Raw genomic sequence first — 17274 nt, forward strand, 5'->3', positions numbered from 1 at the left:
GAACGACCGCGCGGGAGCGTTGGTTACGCGTGATCGGATGTGACCTGCGTAATCCGTGGTGACTATGTCGACATAGCCCGAAGGGGTCATTGCCAGGAGGACCGTCATCGCAGGCCCTCCGGCATCAGCTTGGCGAGGTTGCGGACGCCCCGCAGCTGCAGCTGCTTGATCGCTCCCTCGCTCCGGCCCAGCACCTGCGCCGTCTCGGCGATGCTCATGCCCTGGAGGAAGCGCATCACCAGACAGTCCTTCTGCTCGTTGGGCAGCTCGGTGAGCGCCTCGAGGAGGATCTCGTTGGTGAGGCTCGCCAGGACCGCGGTCTCGGGCCCGTCGGTCGTGTCGTCGTGCTGGCCCATGTCCTCGGTCGTCATCTCGAGGCGGGTGCGACCAGCCTTGAAGTGGTCGGTGGCGAGGTTGCGGGCGATCGTCATCAGCCAGGCGCCGAAGTCCTTGCCCTGCCAGCGGAAGGACGCCATGTTGCGCAGAGCGCGGAAGAAGGTCTCCGAGGTCAGGTCCTCGGCCACCACGACCGACCGGGTGCGGTAGTAGAGAAAGCGGTAGATCGACGGCTGGTAATGGTCGTAGAGCAGGCCGAACGCGTCGGCGTCGCCGCCGCGGGCGAGCTCCACCAGGCCGATCAGGCGCTCCCGCGCCTCGGGGGAGTCCTCCGACGAGGCGGCGAGGCGGGCGTCGCCGTAGCCGGACCCCACGCTCGAGTCGGCCGCGTAGCTGCCTCCGTCGACCTCGCTCAGCAGCCAGCCGTACGACGACGGGCCCGCGGCACCGAGCCGGGATCCGCCGCCCGCGATGGCGAGACCGGGGGCCGCCGGCGGCTGCAGAGCGGCGAGGACGGCAGCGCGCAAGGCCGCGAAGCCGCGCGTGATGTCCTCGTCCCGGCCCACTGGTTTCCCTCCCAGGTTGACGCCCCTCAGGGGATCTTAGGGGGGATCGTGCCCATGTGAAACCTGAACGCAGGGACTGGACCCCTGTAATCGGATCTGAACACGTTTCGGATCAGCGCAGGCGGCGGCGTACCCGGTTGCGGACAACCACGCCGGCGAGCGCCGCACCGGATGCGGCCGACCCGATCACGAGCCCGGCGCGAGCGGCCTTCCGGCCGGTCCGGTAGTCCCGGATGCGCCAGCCCTGGGCACGCGCGTGCGCGCGCAGCCTCGGGTCGGGATTGATGGCGCACGGGTCTCCGACCAGGCTCAGCATGGGCAGGTCGTTGTAGGAGTCGGAGTACGCCGAGCACTGGCCCAGGTCGAGTCCTTCCCGCTCGGCGAGCGCCCGGATCGCCTCGGCCTTCGCGGGACCGTGGAGCATGTCGCCCACCAGCCGGCCCGTGTAGACGCCGTCGACGTGCTCGGCAACCGTGCCCATCGCGCCGGTCAGGCCGAGCCGGCGGGCGATCACCTGCGCGATCTCGATCGGAGCGGCGGTGACCAGCCACACCCGCTGACCCTCGTCGAGGTGCAGCTGGGCCAGGGCGCGGGTCCCGGGCCAGATCCGGTGCGCCATCGCCTCGTCGAAGATCTCCTCGCCGAGCTCCTCCAGTTCGGCGACGGTGTGGCCGGCGATGAACGCGAGGGCCGAGTTGCGGGCGTCGGCGACGTGCTCGGGATCCTCGATGCCCGCGATCCTGAAGTAGGCCTGCTTGTAGGCGGCACCGACCAGGTCGCGGGTGGTGAAGAACTTCCGACGGTAGAGACCACGGGCGAGGTGGAAGATGCTCGCCCCCTGCATCACCGTGTTGTCCACGTCGAAGAACGCCGCGGCCTGGGTGTCCGCGGGCAGGGAGAGGGCCGTCTCGACCTCGGCAGCCGCTGCGGCGGCCTCCCCCGCCAGCTTGGAGCGCTGCTTCAGGTTGAGCCGCTTGGTGCGGTCGGAAGGCGCTGCCATGACCGAAGCCTAGTGCGGCGGGGCCGGGGCATCCTGGCGAGTCGCCCGGCGACCATCACCACTGTCCGCGCCGACCGCGAGGCCCCGGCAGCGTGTCGCACCGCGGCGAAGCCGCACGGTGCGAAGGCCGCGGGCCGAGCGAAGCGATGGTCCGTGCGCCGAGCTCCGTCTGCGACACGCTCGGCCAGATGGAACTGCGTAGGATCGGGCCCATGTCTGTCCCCGACGTGGCCGCCCTGGTGGCAACCGCGGCAGCCGAGTCGGGCGATCGGCTCGCGGTGGTCGAGGCAGGCGGCCGCGGCATGACGTGGTCCGACCTCGATGCCGAGGTGAGCCGGGTCGCGAGCGGTCTCGGTGCGGCCGGGATCGTCGCCGGTCACCGGGTGCTGCTGGCGATCGGGAACCGGATGGAGTTCGTGACCGCCTACCTCGGCGTGCTGCGGGCGCAGGCGGTCGCCGTACCCGTCAACCCCGCCTCCACCAGGGGCGAGCTCACCCGGATGCTGGCCGACTCGGGTGCCCGGATGGCCATCGCCGATCCCGACACGGTCGGCGCGGTGCGCCAGGCCGTTGCCGCGGCCGGGAACGACGACGCCCGGCCGGTGCGGACGGTCGTGGTCGGCGCGCCCGCGGAGGCCGACGAGCTGTCGTACGACGACCTCCGCGCGGCCGTGCCGCGCGAGGTCCCGCCGCTCCCCGACCCCGAGAAGCTCGCGGTGCTGCTCTACACCAGTGGCACCTCCGGCCTCCCACGTGCGGTGATGCTGACCCACCGGGCGCTGGTCGCCAACATCGAGCAGGTGGCGACCCTCGAGCCGCCGATGATCCACAGCGACGACGTCGTCCTCGGCGTGCTGCCGTTGTTCCACGTCTACGGTCTCAACGCCGTGCTCGGCGGAGTGCTGAAGCACCGGGCCAAGCTGGTGCTCGCGGAGCGGTTCGACCCGGAAGGCACCCTCGACCTGATCGAGGACGAGGCGTGCAGCGTGGTGCCCGTCGCGCCGCCGGTCTTCGCCCACTGGCGCGGCGTCGATGCTCTCGAGGAACGGCTGGGGCCGGTACGGCTGGTCCTCTCGGGATCGGCGCCGCTGGCCGCCGACGTGATCGACGAGTTCACCGACCGCACCGGGGTCCCGGTGCACCAGGGCTACGGCCTCACGGAGGCGGCACCGGTCGTCACCACCACCCTCCGGTCGGAGAAGTCCGAACCCGGCTCGGTCGGCTCGCCGCTCGACGGCATCGAGCTGCGGCTGGTCGACGACGAGCGGATGCCGCTCAGCGGCGCCGACCTCAGCGACCCGGGCGAGATCGAGATCCGCGGTGCCAACCTGTTCAGCGGCTACTGGCCCGACGGCGCCGACGGGCCCGACAGCGACGGCTGGTGGCCCACCGGTGACGTCGGCGTCCTCGACGCGGCCGGCGGCCTGCACCTGGTCGACCGGGTCAAGGAGTTGGTCATCGTCTCCGGCTTCAACGTCTATCCGACCGAGGTCGAGGCCGTGCTCCTCGAGGTCCCCGGCGTCGCCGAGGCTGCGGTCATCGGCACCGAGGACGAGTTCACCGGCGAGGCCGTCGTCGCGTACGTCGTACCGACCGATCCGGACGCCGACCGCGACCGGCTGGCCGCCGCCGTCGACGCGCACTGCGGTGAGCGGTTGGCCCGGTTCAAGCGGCCGTCCCGCCTCGAGATCGTCGCCGAGCTGCCGCACACCGGCACCGGGAAGGTGCAGAAGGGCCGGCTGCGGGGGCAGGAGCGACGCCGCGCCCTCGGGCTCATCGAGTGATGCACGACCCAGGAGCGCGGGTCACCCTCTACTCGCGACCCGGCTGCCACCTGTGCGACGACGCGCGGGCGGTGATCACCGCGGTCTGCGCCGAGCTGGGCGAGGAGTACGTCGAGATCTCCATCGACGACGATCCCGCGCTGCAGAGCCGGTTCGCCGAGGAGATCCCGGTGACCTTCGTCGACGGGCGTCAGCACGACTTCTGGCGGGTCGATCCGGCGCGCCTGCGGAGGGCCCTCGCCGGCTGAGCCGCCCGTTCGTCTAGGGTCGCCCGCGTGATGGGGAAGGCGCGACGCATCGGGGCGCTCGCGGGGATCGGCCTGGTCATCGCCGTCCTCCTGCTGAGCCACCGCATCGGCCGCGCGGACCCGACCGGCGACTACCGCCCGGACCTCCCGCCGGACGCGCTGGCCACCGGCTGCTTCCCGCTGCCGGGCGGCGTCACCCTCGACTTCGGCTACCAGATCCGCCGCGACGGGGACGTCGAGGTGGACGGCGAGCTGCGCCGGCGCCTGTTCGGCCAGTACGACGAGATCGACGAGTCGGAAGCACTCGAGGTGATCGTCGCCGACTTCGTCGAGGCCGGTTTCGTCGCGTCCCGGCGGCCCGCGCCGTACGACGCCGTGCTCCGCAAGCCCGGTGCCGGCCGGGCCGACGTCGTCCGGGTGTCGGTCGAGCAGCTCTCCGGGATCGAGGAGGACACCCTCGTCCGCGGCACGTTCGAGCTCGACCTCCCGGTCGCGAAGGCCAGCCCCGACGCGCCGGCGGTCTGCAGCGACCCGAGGGCCACCAAGCGCTGGGACGACGAAGAATGAACACCGTCGCGCGGGCCGGTGGCCTGGTGACGCGGGTGGCGGCCCGGCTGCCGCGTCCCGAGGTGTTGCTGGTGTGGCTGCTGGTCGCACACGTGGTGATGAAGCTGCTCATCTATCCGCTGACGATGAACGCGCCGGCGTACAACGACGAGCAGCAGTACTACGACAGCGCCCGCGCGCTGTCCAACCTGGTGCGCGACGTGTTCGCGTTCAACACTCCCGACGGTGCCGAGCTCGAGCGCAACGTCGTCGGGTCCGGCTGGTTCATGCCAGGCATGGCGATCCTGATGGCCCCGCTGTTCGTCGTGTTCCCCGACGCTGCCGACCCGTTGTGCCGTGCCTATCTCGGGCTGGCCAGCTTCTTGGTGCTGCTGTGGGCGGTCGGGTCGCTCCGCAAGCGGCTCGGCACCGGCTACGCGGTGCTCTTCGTCGCGTTCCCGGCGCTGCTGCCGAGCTGGGTGCTGATGTCGTTCACCGCGTACGGCGACCCGCTCAGCGGCGTCGTGCTGATCGTGCTCGTCGCCCACGTCGTCGACATGCTCCGCAAGCTGCGCGGAGGTGAGCCGCCGGCGTGGAAGGAGGCGGTCCAGCTCGGGCTGCTCGCGATCGCCGTGCTCTACCTGCGGTCCAGCACGTCCATCGTGCTGGCCGTCCTCGGTGGCGTGACCCTGGTCGCGGCGTTGCTGCTGCTGAGGGGCGTCCAGCGGTGGCGGGCGGTGGGTGCGGCCGCCGTGGCCGGCCTGGTGTGCATGGTGCTGCTGGCTCCCTGGTCGATCGCGGCGTCCAAGTCCCTCGACACCCGCGTGGTCACGACGACCACCGTGCCGATCTCCCTCGCCAACACGTTCGGCGACCGCGAGCAGATCTGCTTCGGCAAGTGCGACCCCGACAGCTATCTCTGGTTCCGCCCGCTGCGCTACGCGCGCGAGGTCGGCCGCGCGACCGGCGAGTCGGAGGTCGTCGTGGAGAAGCAGATGTCGGACTACGCGCTCCGCGACCTGACGCGCCGTGACTACGCGCGCCAGGCGTGGTGGAACATCGGCTCCTACTTCTTCATCCCGGCCAACTTCGTCCGCTACATCGCGCCGGACGGCGGACGCGGGGCGGTCGGTGAGGTCGGCGAGGAAGTCGCGTGGTGGTCGACCTACCTCCTGTACGTACCGTTCTTCCTGCTGATGCTGATCTCGATGCTCTTCGTCCAGCTCCGGTCGCTGGAGGCGCAGATCCTGGACGCCATCACGAAGCTCGCCCTGCTGGCGCTGTTCGTGCAGCCGTTCGTGCACATCGCGGGGTCCCGCTACTGGACCACGGCCGGTCCGCTGTTCATGGTCGCCGCGGTGGGCTTCGTCCGGGAGTCCCAGGTACGACGACGCCCTGGCCTTCCGGTGCGCGAACGTCTCGAGGGCACCGACGCGCAGCTCAGCCAGTGGCTCAAGCCGGTGCAGCTGTCGCTGTCCGGTGTCTTCGCGCTGACGCTCGTCGTGCTCGGCCTGATGGCCATTTAGCGGTCCTCTAGAGTTCGCCGCATGCCCGATCCCGCCGACCCTGACGGCGCAGACCGGCGCCGGATCGCCTACGTCCTGCCCGTCTTCAACGAGCAGGACAACATCGCGGTGTTCCACTCCGCGCTCAGCGAGGCGACCGACGCGCGGGCCGACCTCGACTTCGAGTTCATCTACGTCGACGACGGCAGCCGGGACGACTCGCTCGAGCGGCTGCTCGAGCTCCGCGCCGCCGATCCTCGGGTCACCGTGCTCTCCCTCTCCCGCAACTTCGGCCACCAGCTGGCGGTCACCGCGGGGCTCGACCTGGTCGCCGAGGACTCGTCGGCGGACGCCGTGATCGTGATGGACACCGACCTGCAGGACCCGCCACAGGTCAGCGTGCAGATGCTCGACCTGTGGGAGGACGGCGTCGACGTCGTCTACGGCCAGCGCCGCAGTCGCAAGGACACCCTGTTCAAGCGCAGCACCGCCTACGTCTTCTACTGGGTGCTCGACCGGCTCGCCTCGACCGAGATCCCGCGCAACGTCGGCGACTTCCGGTTGATGGACGCCAAGGTGGTGGCCGAGGTCGCCCGCTACCGCGAGCACGGCCGGTTCCTCCGCGGCATCGTCGCCGACGTCGGGTTCCGGCAGGAGGCGCTGCTCTTCGACCGCGACGAGCGGTTCGCGGGCGAGACCGGCTACCCGCTGCGCAAGATGCTGAGCTTCGCGGCCAACGGCATCCTGGGCTTCTCGACCGCGCCGCTGCGGCTGATCAGCCGGCTCGGCATCTTCATCTCCCTGCTCAGCGTGCTGCTGGCGGTCTACGTGCTCTACGTCCGGCTGTTCCAGCCCGACCAGTCGGTGCCCGGGTGGGCGTTCCTCGGCGTCGGCATGTTCCTGCTCGGCGGCATCCAGCTGATCATGATGGGCGTGATCGGGTCGTACCTCGGCCGGGTCTACATCGAGGCCCAGGACCGACCGCTCTACTCCCTCGCGCTGGTCGCTCGGGACGGCGGACCACCCCACCCGCGGCGGCACCGGGACATGGGTCAGGCCGACCCCGGCATCGACGTACGCCGGCCGAGGTCGGTCTCCTGAATACCCGGATCCCGTGGACGGTGGTGCGGTTCGCCGGCGTCGGCGTCTGCAACACCGCCATCGACTGGGCGCTGTTCCTGGTGCTGCACGACCGGCTCGGGATCACGCTGGCGAACTTCGTCTCGTCGAGCGCCGGCATGGTGTTCAGCTTCGTCGTCAACGGGCTGTTCACGTTCCGCGCCGAGCGACTGACCCTCCGGCAGGCGCTGCTCTTCGTGGCGACCACTGGCGCTGTGATGTGGGTCGCACAGCCGCTGCTCATCCACGGTTGGCTGTGGGCGCTGGAGCAGATGGTCGACGACGCCGATCTGCGGCTGGCCGTGGCCAAGCTCGCCTCGATCGCGTGCAGCCTGGTGCTGAACTTCGCCGCCTACCGCCTCGTGGTGTGGCCTCACCTCCCGGGTGCGTCCGAGGGACGAGGACGCGCCCGAACCGGAGGGGAGATCGAGTAGGCGCGCCGGGGCGCGAGGCACGAGCGGACCGGCGACTGCCGTATCGAGATCCGGTGAGACGGTCACCGACGGCGACCACGTGGAGGGGTCTCGATACGCCCTCGCCTAGGGGCTCGGGCTACTCGACCTCCGAGGACTGACCGAGTGCTCCGCAATTTGTTCTCGCGTTCACAAACTCCTAAATTGAGTCCGTCGCGGTCCCGGTGAGCGCGGCTGGAAAGTAGAGCTGTGACCGCACGGAGTTCGAGCGAGACGGCCCGGGTCATCCCGGAGGCCACGGTCGCGCGCCTGCCTGTCTACCTCCGGGCCCTCACGGCGCTCGCCGACGACCACATCCGGACCTGCTCGAGCGAGGACCTCGCGACGGCCGCGGGCGTCAACAGCGCCAAGCTCCGCAAGGACCTCTCCTACCTCGGCAGCTACGGCACCCGGGGGGTCGGCTACGACGTCGACTACCTGCGCTACCAGATCGCCCGCGAGATCGGCGTCACCCAGGACTGGCCCGTGGTCATCGTCGGGATCGGAAACCTCGGCCACGCGCTCGCCAACTACTCCGGCTTCCGCAGCCGTGGCTTCCGGGTCGTCGCGCTGCTCGATGCCGACCCGGAGCGGCACGAGGAGATCGTCGCCGGCGTCCAGGTGCGCCCGTTCGACGACCTCGAGGCGATCGCCCGCGAGCACGCCGTCGCAATCGGCGTCATCGCCACGCCGGCGGGCTCCGCCCAGGACGTCGCCGACCGGATGGTCGCGGCCGGCGTCACCAGCATCCTCAACTTCGCCCCGGCGGTGATCTCGGTGCCCGACGGCGTCGACGTGCGCAAGGTCGACCTGTCGATCGAGCTGCAGATCCTCGCCTACCACGAGCAGCGGAAGGCGCACGAGCACGCGCGCGACGAGATCGCCGCCGCCGCTGCAGGGGGCGAGTCATGAGCGTCCTGGTCGTAGGCATCTCCCACCGCTCGGCGCCCGTCGCGCTGCTCGAGCGGGTCGCGCTCGACGACGACGGCGTCCAGAAGCTGATGGCCGACGCGTACGCCTGCGACCACGTCGCCGAGGCCACCGTCATCGCCACCTGCAACCGGGTCGAGATCTACACCGAGGTCGACCGCTTCCACGGCAGCGTCGAGTCCCTCTCGCGACTCCTCGTCGACCGTGCCGGCGAGGCGACCGAGGCGATGCTGCCGCACCTCTACGTCCACTACGACGACGGCGCGATCTCGCACCTCTTCCAGGTGGCCGCGGGCCTCGACTCGATGGCCGTCGGCGAGGGCCAGATCCTCGGCCAGACCCGGGAGGCACTGCGCCGCGGCCAGGAGCTCGGCACCGTCGGGCCCGCCCTCAACACGCTGTTCCAGCAGGCGCTGCGCGTCGGCAAGCGCACCCGCGCTGAGACCGCGATCGACCAGGTCGCGCCGACCCTGGTGTCCGCCGCGCTCGACCAGGTCGGCGGCGTCGGCGACTCCGTCCGCGGCAAGGACGTCGTCGTGCTCGGCGCCGGCGCGATGGCCGGGCTGGCCACGGCCACGGTCTCCAGGATGGGCGCCCGCAGGGTCGCCGTCGTCAACCGGTCGCAGGATCGCGCCCGGCACCTCGCCGCGCAGTACGACGCGCACCCCGTCCCGATGAGCGGGCTCGCCACCGAGCTGGCCGCCGCCGACGTGCTCATCACCTGCACCGGCTCGGCTGGCACCCTCGTCAGCAGGGACATGCTGGCGACGGTCCGTGCCGCCCAGGAGGAGGACCGGCCGCTCGCGATCGTCGACCTCGCGCTCCCGCACGACGTCGACCCGACCGCAGCCGACCTGCCCGGGGTCACGCTGCTCGGCCTCGCGGAGCTCGCCGCGGCCCTCCACGACGGGTCCGACGGCGCCGAGGTGCTCGAGGTGCGCCAGATCCTCGCCGAGGAGATCACCGCGTTCCTCGCCGCCCGCCGCCAGGCCAGCGTCACGCCCACCGTCGTCGCGCTCCGCTCGATGGCGACCTCCGTCGTCGACGCCGAGATGACCCGGCTCGAGAGCCGGCTGCCCGACCTCGACGAAGCCCTCCGCGCCGAGATCCGCCACACCGTCCGTCGGGTGGCCGACAAGCTGCTCCACGAGCCCACGGTCCGGGTCAAGGAGCTCGCCAACGAGCAGGGCGCCGTCTCCTACGCCGCCGCCCTCGCCGAGCTGTTCGCGCTCGACCCCGAGGCCGTCGACGCAGTCACCCGCCCGATCGGCGTCCCCGAGGACGGTGCGCCGTGACCATCGCGCTCCGCACCGTCCGCGTCGGCACCCGGCGCAGCCTGCTCGCGACGACCCAGGCCGAGCAGGTCGCCGCGCTGCTGCGCGAGCGGCTCGACGTCGACACCGAGCTGGTCGAGGTGACCACCGACGGCGACCGCAGCCAGGCCGCCGGCACACCCCTGCAGGGCAGCTCGACCGGGGTCTTCGTCGGTGCCCTGCGCGACGCCCTGCTGGCGGGCGAGGTCGACCTCGCGGTGCACTCGCTGAAAGACCTCCCGACCTATCCCGAGCCGGGCGTGGTGATCGCCGCCATCCCCCCGCGCGAGGACCCCCGCGACGTCGTCGTCGCGCGCGACGGACTCACCCTGGGTGAGCTCCCCGCCGGGAGCGTCGTCGGCACCGGCTCGCCGCGCCGGGCCGCCCAGATCAACGCACTCGGCCTCGGTTTGGACGTGGTCGGCATCCGTGGCAACGTCGACACCCGGATCGGCAAGGTGCGAGCAGGAGAGTGTGACGCGGTGGTGCTGGCGCGAGCTGGGCTGGCCCGGATCGGGCGGCTGGACGAGGTGAGCGAGGTGCTCGACCCGCTCCAGATGCTTCCCGCGCCCGGCCAGGGTGCGCTCGCCGTCGAGTGCCGCTCCGACGACCCGCTCGCCGGCCTGGTCGCCGTGCTCGACGACCCGATGACCCATGCCGCCGTCCTCGCCGAGCGCACCACCCTCGCCACCCTCGAGGGCGGCTGCTCCGCCCCGATCGGCGCCCTTGCCGACGTCGCCGAGGGCGACCACGGACCCGAGCTGTGGCTCCGGGCCGTCGCGCTCTCACCGGACGGCTCCCTCGCCGTACGCCGCTCCGCCACCGCCCCGTTGACCGACCGCGCCGCCGCTGCCGCCCTGGGGGCGCGGCTGGCGCAGGAGATGCTCGCCGACGGCGCCGGGCAGCTCGACTCCGCTCCCGAACCCGCCCCCACCCACGCCCCCACCGCAGGATCGACAGAGGTGCACAACGCATGACGCGAAAGACAGCACAGACAGCCGCCACCAAGGCTGCCCACGCTGCCAATTCAGACGCCACGAACCGCGCGGGCGGCATCGCCTTCGTCGGCACCGGCCCCGGTGACCCGGAGCTGCTCACCGTGCGCGCGCTCCGGATGATCGAGGACGCCGACGTGCTGATCACCGAGGGGCCCGAGCACCTCGACCTGGTCGCCCGGGTGCGCGGCACCGTCGACCCCGTCGACCCGGGGGCCGGTCCCGAGATCGTCGACGGTGGCTTCGGGGAGGACGGCCAGCCGCTCACCCACGCCGCCCGCGCCAAGGTGGTCGTCAAGCAGGCCAAGCGCGGGCTGCGCGTCGTCCGGCTGCTCAGCGGCGACCCGTTCCTCTACGCCTCCGGTCCCGAGGAGGCGCAGGCGGTCGCCAAGGCCGGCCTGGCGTTCGAGGTCGTGCCCGGTGTCTCCTCGGTCGCGGCCGTTCCGGCGTACGCCGGCATCCCGCTCACCACGAAGGACCACCGCGAGGTCGCCGTCGTCACCTGCGGCGACCGCGTCGACTGGAGCCGCTACTCCCACGCCCCGACCCTGGTGCTGCTCTCGGCCGTCGGCCAGATCGGCGACATCGCCAAGGACCTGATCGCCGCCGGCCGCTCGCCGGAGACGCCGGTCGCGATGACCAGCGTCGGCACCACCACCCAGCAGCAGACGGTCACCTCCACCCTCGCCCGGATCGCCGCCGACGCGCGCACCGTGCGGATCGCCCCGCCGGCGATCACGGTGGTCGGCAAGGTGGTCGACCTCCGGGCGACGCTGTCGTGGTTCGAGACCAAGCCGCTCTTCGGCTGGCGGGTGCTGGTGCCCCGCACCAAGGAGCAGAGCGCGTCGCTGTCCAACCGGCTGCGCCACTACGGCGGCGTGCCCGAGGAGGTGCCGACCATCTCGGTCGAGCCGCCGCGCAACCCGCAGCAGATGGACAAGGCCGTGCGCGGCCTGGTCGAGGGTCGCTACGAGTGGATCGCGTTCACCTCGGTCAACGCGGTCAAGGCGGTCCGCGAGAAGTTCGAGGAGTACGGCCTCGACGCCCGCGCCTTCAGCGGCCTCAAGATCGCAGCGGTCGGCGAGAAGACCGCGCAGGCGATCGCCGCGTGGGGCCTGCGCGCCGACCTGGTGCCGTCGGGCGAGCAGTCCGCGGCCGGCCTGCTCGAGGACTGGCCCGAGTACGACGAGCAGCTCGACCCCATCAACCGGGTCTTCCTGCCGCGTGCCGACATCGCGACGGAGAACCTCGTCGCCGGCCTGATCGACCTCGGCTGGGAGTGCGACGACGTCACGGCGTACCGGACCGTGCGGGCCGCGCCGCCCCCGGCGCCGACCCGCGACGCGATCAAGACCGGCAAGTTCGACGCGGTGGTCTTCACGTCGTCGTCGACCGTGCGCAACCTGGTCGGCATCGCCGGCAAGCCGCACCCGTCGACCGTGATCGCCGTGATCGGCCCCGCCACGGCGAAGACCGCCGAGGAGCACGGGCTGCGGGTCGACGTGATGGCGCCCAAGCCCGACGTCGACGTCCTCGTGGAGGCCCTCGCCGACTTCGGTGCCTCCCGCCGCCAGGCGATGGTCGAGGCCGGCGAGACCGTCACGAAGCCGAGCGACCGGAAGGCGTCCGGACGGCGGCGTAAGGCCGAGTAGCGATCCCGGTGGTCGAGTAGCCGGAGCCGCTGGGCGAGGGCGTATCGAGACCCAGTGACGTACCCGCCGACGGTAGGGACGGCCGAAGAGACGGTTGCGCCGTCTCGATACGCCCTCGCGCCAGAGCGCTCGGGCTACTCGACGACCGAGGGCGGCAGGCTGCGACAATAGGCACATGAGCGAGATCGACCCGCCCGTCGTACGTCCCCGTCGGCTGCGCACCACTCCGGCGATGCGGGACCTGGTCGCGGAGACGACGCTTCGGCCGAGCCAGCTGGTGCTGCCGCTGTTCGTGCGGGAGGGCATCGCCGAGCCCCAGCCGATCGCCTCGATGCCGGGACTCTTCCAGCACACGCGCGACACCCTGCGCAAGGCGGTCACCGAGGCCGCCGAGGCGGGGGTCCGGGGCGTGATGCTCTATGGGATCCCGGAGACCAAGGACGCCACCGGGTCCGGCGGGATCGACCGCGAGGGGATCCTCAACGTCGCCATCCGCGACGTCGTGGCCGAGGTCGGTGACGCGGTCGTGGTGATGAGCGACCTGTGTCTCGACGAGTTCACCGACCACGGGCACTGCGGCGTCCTCACCTCCGACGGCCGGGTCGACAACGACGCGACGCTGGCGGCGTACGCCGAGATGGCGGTCGTGCAGGCCGAGGCCGGCGTCGACCTGGTCGGGCCAAGCGGGATGATGGACGGGCAGGTCGCCGTGATCCGCGCCGCGCTCGACGCCTCGGGTCACACCGACACCGGCATCCTGGCGTACGGCGCGAAGTACGCCTCGGCGTTCTTCGGCCCGTTCCGCGAGGCGGTCGACTCCTCCTTGGAGGGTGACCGCCGCACGTACCAGCAGGACCCGCGCAACGGCACCGAAGGAGTCCGCGAGGCGCTGCTCGACGTCGAGCAGGGCGCGGACATCGTGATGGTGAAGCCGGCGCTGGCCTACCTCGACGTGCTGCGCCAGGTCCGGGACGCGCCCGAGCTCCGCGGCGTGCCGGTCGCCGCCTACAACGTCAGCGGCGAGTACGCCATGGTCGAGGCCGCGGCCGCCAACGGCTGGATCGACCGCGAGCCGGCGATCCTCGAGACGCTCACCGCGATCAGCCGGGCCGGCGCGGACGTCATCCTCACCTACTGGGCCGCGGAGGCCGCTCGTCTGGTGCGCTGAGGCGCGCGCTCGGAAAAAGGCGGAAGGCCCGGATCGGACTCGACCCGGGCCTTCGCGCGATACGTCAGTTCTGCGGGGTTCCTACGAGGTCGTTCACGCACTCCGTCTTGTCGTCGATCAGCCCCAGGGACTGCAACAGGGCAGTGGTGTTCAGGCCGAGCGGGTTGGCGACACCGTCGAGCAGCTGTGCCACGCACGCAGCCGTAGCCTCGGCCACGGTCCACAGGTTCTCGAGCGGCTCGTCGATGGGAGTGTTGGTGTCGGGGATGTTGTCGGTACCACCGTTGTTGCCCGGGTTGGTGGGGTCCGTCGGGTCGACGGGATCGGTGGGATCGGTGGGATCCGTCGGCTCCTCGTCGTCACCGCCCGCGGGCGGGACGTAGTCGCCTTCGTTGTCGAAGCCCGGGTCACCCGACGAGTCGTCGTTGAGGCCGTTGTAGGTGCCCGGGTTGTAGCTCGGCGCCTCGGGCACGATGTAGCCGGCCACGGTGGTGTTGTTGGGGATCGTGGTGAAGTCGCCCTCGAGGTAGGCGTCCATGATCGACAGCACCAGGTCGACGTAGGCCTGGCTGTGGTTGTAGCGGTAGACCGCGGCGCGCTGGCCGACCACCGTCGACAGGTCGTCCTTGCCGGAGCAGAGGTAGACCGCGGTGGCGAGCGCGGCGTCGTCGATGTCCTGCGGGTTGCGCTTGGCGTCACCGTCGGCGTCGACACCCACGATCGACCAGGTCGACGGGATGAACTGCATGGGGCCGACCGCGCGGTCCCACTGCGTGTCGTTGTCGAACTGACCGCCGTCGGTGTCGCTGATCGCCTTGGTGCTGCTGCGGCCGTTGAGCGCGACGCCGTAGATGCCCGGCTTCGCGACGCCGTCGTCGTCGAGGACGTTGCCCTTGAAACGGCCGTGGTTGGACTCGACGCGGCCGATCGCGGCGACCAGCTGCCAGGTGAGGTGGCAGGACTTGTCGGCCTTGTTGATGACGGCCTCGGCGCGCTGGTAGGCGGCGAGCGCCGCGGACGGGATCTGGTTGGTCGACGCCGTCGCCACGATGTTCTGGGTGTTGCCGGTCGGGCTCAGGTCGCCCGGGTCCGAGACGCTCGCCGGTGCCTCGATCGCCTCGGTCGGCACGCTGGTGCCGTCCGGCAGCGACCCGTCGGGGCCCTGGCTGGCGGAGACGGGCGGGGTGACCCCGCCGATGCCCGCGACGCTGGCCGTCCAGGCTGCCGACAGCAGCGCGAGCGGAACGATCGTGGCGGCCCTCTGCAGCCGTCCCAAGCGTTTCCTCGACATTCGGTCTCTCTCCCCGGCCTTTCTATCGGCCCCAAACTCGGTCACGCGAGCCACTCCCTCACCACCGGGCCCACTGTGGCGTCGCGCCTGCTCCCACGGGTGCGACACCTACAAGAACGAAGCGTCCCACATTGACGTTACGGGTGTCACATGTAGGAATTTCCCCAGTACCCGGCGTGGCGCACCCCACACCCCGCCCCCGAGGCGTATCCGGTTCCCGGGATCAGCGACAATGATCCGGTGACTTCCGTCCCGTCGACCTCCGGCAGCGCCGCCCCGACCGTCGGCCCGACCGACCGGTCGCAGGCGCTCTTCGAACGGGCTCGCGAGGTCACCCCGGGCGGGGTGAACTCCCCGGTCCGCGCGTTCAACGCCGTCGGGGGCACGCCCCGGTTCATCGCGTCGGCGCAGGGCGCCTGGCTGACCGACGTCGACGGCAACGAGTACGTCGACCTGATCGGCTCCTGGGGACCGATGCTGCTCGGTCACGCCCATCCCGAGGTGGTCGCGGCGGTCCAGGCGGCGGTCGCCCGCGGGACGTCGTACGGCACGCCGACCGAGGGCGAGGTCGCACTGGTCGAGGAAATCATCGACCGCACCCCGGTCGAGAAGGTCCGTCTGGTGTCGTCGGGCACCGAGGCGACCATGTCCGCGATCCGGCTCGCGCGCGGATTCACCGGTCGCGACGTGGTGGTCAAATTCTCCGGCTGCTACCACGGTCACCTCGACGCCCTGCTGGCGTCGGCCGGCTCCGGCCTGACCACGTTCTCGATCCCGGGCACTCCCGGCGTGCCGGAGTCGTCGACCGCGCTGACGCTGGTGCTGCCCTACAACGACCGCGCCGCGGTCGAGGCGGTGTTCGCCGAGCACGGGGACCGGATCGCCTGCCTGATCACCGAGGCGGCCCCGGGCAACATGGGCGTCGTCCCGCCCGAGCCCGGCTTCAACGCCTTCCTCGCCGAGACCTGCCGCCGCCACGGTGCCCTCTTCATCAGCGACGAGGTGATGACCGGGTTCCGCGTCTCCGCGAGCGGGCAGTGGGGCACCGACGGCGCCGTCGAGGGCTGGCGGCCCGACCTGACGACCTTCGGCAAGGTGATGGGCGGAGGCCTGCCCGCCGCGGCCTTCGGCGGCCGCGCGGACGTGATGTCGGCGCTCGCCCCGGACGGCCCCGTCTACCAGGCCGGCACCCTGTCCGGTAACCCGATCGCCACCGCGGCCGGACTCACGACGCTCCGGCTGGCGACCCCCGAGGTCTACGACCACCTCGGTGCGGTCGCGGACACGATCCGGTCCGCGGTCACCGACGCCTTCGCCGCAGCAGGGGTGCCGCACGTCATCCAGTCGACCGGCTCGATGTTCTCGGTGTTCCTCGCCGACGAGCCCGTCCGCGACTTCGCGGGCGCGTCCCGCACCGACACCGCGGCGTACGGCGCCTTCTTCCACGCCATGCTCGACCGCGGTGTCCACCTGCCGCCGTCGGCCTTCGAGGCCTGGTTCGTGTCCGCTGCCCACGACGACCGTGCGGTGCAGACCGTGCTCGACGCGCTGCCCGCTGCGGCCGACGCCGCCGCGGTCTCGACAGGCTCGACCAGCAAGGAAGGCGGCTGATGGCCATCCCCGACACCGTCGTCCACCTCGTCCGTCACGGTGAGGTGCACAACCCCGACGGCATCCTCTACGGCCGGCGCGACGGCTTCCACCTCTCCGACCTCGGGCGGGACATGGCGGAGAAGACCGCGGCGTTCCTCGCCTCTCGCGACATCACCGTGCTCCGCTCCTCGCCGCTCGAGCGGGCGCGAGAGACCGCGGCTCCGCTGGCGGACAAGCTGGGGCTGGAGATCGGCATCGACGCGCGGGTCATCGAGTCCACCAACCGGTTCGAGGGCCTGACCTTCGGTCGAGGCACCAACGCGCTGCGCAACCCGCTGCTGTGGCGGCACCTCTACAACCCGTTCCGGCCGTCGTGGGGCGAGCCCTACCGGACGATCGTCGCGCGGATGATGGCGGCGATCCACGACGTACGACGAGACACCCTCGGTCACGAGGGTGTGATCGTGTCCCACCAGCTGCCGATCTGGACGACGCGGCTGCACGTCGAGCGCCGGTCGTTCCTCCACGACCCGCGCCGGCGTCAGTGCACCCTGTGCTCGGTGACGTCGCTCCACTTCGTGGACGACAGGATCGCCCAGGTCAGCTACCAGGAGCCGGCGATCGACCTGATCCCGAAGAGCGACCGCAGCGCGCCGTTCTCGGCCGGCGATGCGCCCGTCGAGAAGCGCCCGGAGGGTTCGCTGCCGCCCGAGGAGCATGAGTCCTGAGCATCGTCCGTCGCGCCGCGCTCCCGGCCCTCGCCGGCGCGCTCCTGC

At 71.6% G+C, this 17274-nt stretch carries 16 protein-coding genes; 13 read left to right on the forward strand and 3 right to left on the reverse strand.

Annotation, left to right across the window (positions count from 1 at the left end; all coding sequences use genetic code 11):
• Positions 1 to 104: 104 nt before the first annotated feature.
• Together SHK19_RS01700 and SHK19_RS01705 are read right to left on the reverse strand one after the other, a co-directional pair.
• On the reverse strand, positions 105 to 902 hold the full coding sequence (locus tag SHK19_RS01700; RefSeq protein ID WP_322457553.1) for a sigma-70 family RNA polymerase sigma factor: 798 nt from the start codon (positions 900 to 902) through the stop codon (positions 105 to 107).
• A 112-nt stretch (positions 903 to 1014) separates the two neighbouring features.
• Positions 1015 to 1902, reverse strand: coding sequence for an HAD family hydrolase (locus SHK19_RS01705; RefSeq protein ID WP_322457554.1), 888 nt, complete (start codon positions 1900 to 1902; stop codon positions 1015 to 1017).
• Between the two features lie 212 nt (positions 1903 to 2114).
• Between SHK19_RS01705 and SHK19_RS01710 the strand changes: the two genes are divergently transcribed.
• The 11 genes from SHK19_RS01710 to hemB all read left to right on the forward strand — a co-directional run bounded on the left by SHK19_RS01710 (position 2115) and on the right by hemB (position 13614).
• Positions 2115 to 3686 carry a class I adenylate-forming enzyme family protein gene (locus SHK19_RS01710; protein ID WP_322457555.1) on the forward strand — a complete coding sequence of 524 codons (1572 nt, stop codon included), beginning with the start codon at positions 2115 to 2117 and terminating at the stop codon, positions 3684 to 3686.
• Positions 3686 to 3934, forward strand: a complete 249-nt coding sequence (locus SHK19_RS01715; RefSeq protein WP_322457556.1) for a glutaredoxin family protein — start codon at positions 3686 to 3688, stop codon at positions 3932 to 3934. Before SHK19_RS01710 ends, SHK19_RS01715 begins: the two co-directional genes overlap by 1 nt.
• A 27-nt stretch (positions 3935 to 3961) precedes the next feature.
• Entirely contained in the window at positions 3962 to 4501 is a 540-nt protein-coding gene (locus SHK19_RS01720; RefSeq protein WP_322937667.1) for a hypothetical protein, read from the forward strand.
• On the forward strand, positions 4498 to 6006 hold the full coding sequence (locus SHK19_RS01725) for a hypothetical protein (protein ID WP_322937668.1): 1509 nt from the start codon (positions 4498 to 4500) through the stop codon (positions 6004 to 6006). Before SHK19_RS01720 ends, SHK19_RS01725 begins: the two co-directional genes overlap by 4 nt.
• A 21-nt stretch (positions 6007 to 6027) precedes the next feature.
• The gene (locus SHK19_RS01730; protein WP_322937669.1) at positions 6028 to 7086 is read left to right on the forward strand and encodes a glycosyltransferase family 2 protein; all 1059 of its coding nucleotides are present in this window, start codon (positions 6028 to 6030) and stop codon (positions 7084 to 7086) included.
• A 20-nt stretch (positions 7087 to 7106) separates the two neighbouring features.
• Positions 7107 to 7538, forward strand: a complete 432-nt coding sequence (locus SHK19_RS01735; protein ID WP_322457560.1) for a GtrA family protein — start codon at positions 7107 to 7109, stop codon at positions 7536 to 7538.
• Positions 7539 to 7766: 228 nt separating this feature from the next.
• Positions 7767 to 8468: a redox-sensing transcriptional repressor Rex gene (locus SHK19_RS01740; RefSeq protein WP_322457561.1), complete on the forward strand. Its 702-nt coding sequence runs from the start codon at positions 7767 to 7769 to the stop codon at positions 8466 to 8468.
• The gene (locus SHK19_RS01745; protein ID WP_322457562.1) at positions 8465 to 9781 is read left to right on the forward strand and encodes a glutamyl-tRNA reductase; all 1317 of its coding nucleotides are present in this window, start codon (positions 8465 to 8467) and stop codon (positions 9779 to 9781) included. Before SHK19_RS01740 ends, SHK19_RS01745 begins: the two co-directional genes overlap by 4 nt.
• The gene (hemC, locus tag SHK19_RS01750; protein WP_322457563.1) at positions 9778 to 10776 is read left to right on the forward strand and encodes a hydroxymethylbilane synthase; all 999 of its coding nucleotides are present in this window, start codon (positions 9778 to 9780) and stop codon (positions 10774 to 10776) included. Before SHK19_RS01745 ends, hemC begins: the two co-directional genes overlap by 4 nt.
• Positions 10773 to 12446 (forward strand): bifunctional uroporphyrinogen-III C-methyltransferase/uroporphyrinogen-III synthase, encoded by a 1674-nt coding sequence (locus SHK19_RS01755; RefSeq protein ID WP_322937670.1) that lies wholly within the window; start codon positions 10773 to 10775, stop codon positions 12444 to 12446. Before hemC ends, SHK19_RS01755 begins: the two co-directional genes overlap by 4 nt.
• Before the next feature lie 175 nt (positions 12447 to 12621).
• Positions 12622 to 13614 (forward strand): porphobilinogen synthase, encoded by a 993-nt coding sequence (gene hemB, locus SHK19_RS01760; RefSeq protein ID WP_322937671.1) that lies wholly within the window; start codon positions 12622 to 12624, stop codon positions 13612 to 13614.
• 64 nt (positions 13615 to 13678) lie between these two features.
• Here the strand turns inward: hemB and SHK19_RS01765 are convergent, their stop codons facing one another.
• Positions 13679 to 14890, reverse strand: a complete 1212-nt coding sequence (locus SHK19_RS01765) for a lytic transglycosylase domain-containing protein (protein ID WP_322457566.1) — start codon at positions 14888 to 14890, stop codon at positions 13679 to 13681.
• A 255-nt stretch (positions 14891 to 15145) separates the two neighbouring features.
• Here SHK19_RS01765 and hemL point away from each other — a divergent pair, with 255 nt between their 5' ends.
• Both hemL and SHK19_RS01775 read left to right on the forward strand, forming a co-directional pair.
• Positions 15146 to 16516, forward strand: a complete 1371-nt coding sequence (hemL, locus tag SHK19_RS01770; protein ID WP_322937672.1) for a glutamate-1-semialdehyde 2,1-aminomutase — start codon at positions 15146 to 15148, stop codon at positions 16514 to 16516.
• Entirely contained in the window at positions 16516 to 17226 is a 711-nt protein-coding gene (locus SHK19_RS01775; RefSeq protein ID WP_322937673.1) for a histidine phosphatase family protein, read from the forward strand. The genes hemL and SHK19_RS01775 overlap by 1 nt, the downstream gene beginning before the upstream one ends.
• The last annotated feature ends 48 nt before the right edge of the window (positions 17227 to 17274 follow it).

It is taken from the genome of Nocardioides bizhenqiangii, assembly GCF_034661235.1.
GTDB classification, from domain to species: Bacteria; Actinomycetota; Actinomycetes; order Propionibacteriales; family Nocardioidaceae; genus Nocardioides; species Nocardioides bizhenqiangii.